Here is an 827-nt window from a genome sequence, read left to right as displayed (position 1 = left end):
GATGATGATCAGATCGTGCCATACGATGACTCTGCACCTCTGGCGGTGAAGTTACTGAAGCATGGTACGCTCAAAAAATATCCTGGCTTTCCACACGGCATGCCGACAACCAATGCGGATGTAATCAACGCTGATATATTGGCATTTATACGCAGCTGACTACCTGTTTGCTGCCTACTGTATAGGCCATACTGTTCAATTTTCAAGGCGCCACCAAACGGTGGTTCATGCTTAAGGTGTTCAAACCTTGGCATGTACCACCGTTCGGCGCGTTATGGGCTGAAGTTTAGATAAGAGCGATGCGGGCAATGCCCAAACTTTGACTTTAGCGACGGACTTAGCGATTTAAAACATTCGCTTCCCCGAAACCTTTAGCCGGCACAGGCACAATGCAACATGATCATCTACGCGATAAAGAAATCACAAAAAGGATGGGCGCTTTTCCGAAGAGGTTCAACCAGACCTATCTTTACCGCCGACACTCAGCACCAGCTAATAAAACTTACAGAACCATATCTAACGAACAAAAATGCATCAGTAAGAATTATAAATGAAAACGGAATCTTTATCGAGTTATACCCATTCAGTATCACAACAAAAAATAACTAAGGCTCTACCTGTGCGCAATCGTAAGAAGGGCCAGATTTAACATTGGTGGTGAGCGATTTTCCGGTGCCACACCCAGTGACCAAAATCGCATTAGTTCGCTGATCAACGAAATTGCACCACTTTTCGGAGCTTCGTTCAGGTACGCTTGTCCCACCGCGAACTCCTAATTTGAATTCAATCACCGATTTCCATTCGTCGGAGCCTATGTCCGGCCCGTG

1 pseudogene is annotated in these 827 nt (G+C 45.8%); it reads left to right on the top strand.

Annotated features, from left to right (window positions below):
* Positions 1-159: pseudogene (locus ACKJSM_RS28680) on the top strand (alpha/beta hydrolase); the annotation flags it as partial.
* Positions 160-827: the final 668 nt, after the last annotated feature.

Source organism: Pseudomonas sp. PHC1 (genome assembly GCF_046487845.1).
Lineage (GTDB): Bacteria > Pseudomonadota > Gammaproteobacteria > Pseudomonadales > Pseudomonadaceae > Aquipseudomonas > Aquipseudomonas sputi.
Note: the sequence above shows the minus strand (reverse complement) of the source record. Positions and strands in the feature narration are given on the sequence as shown.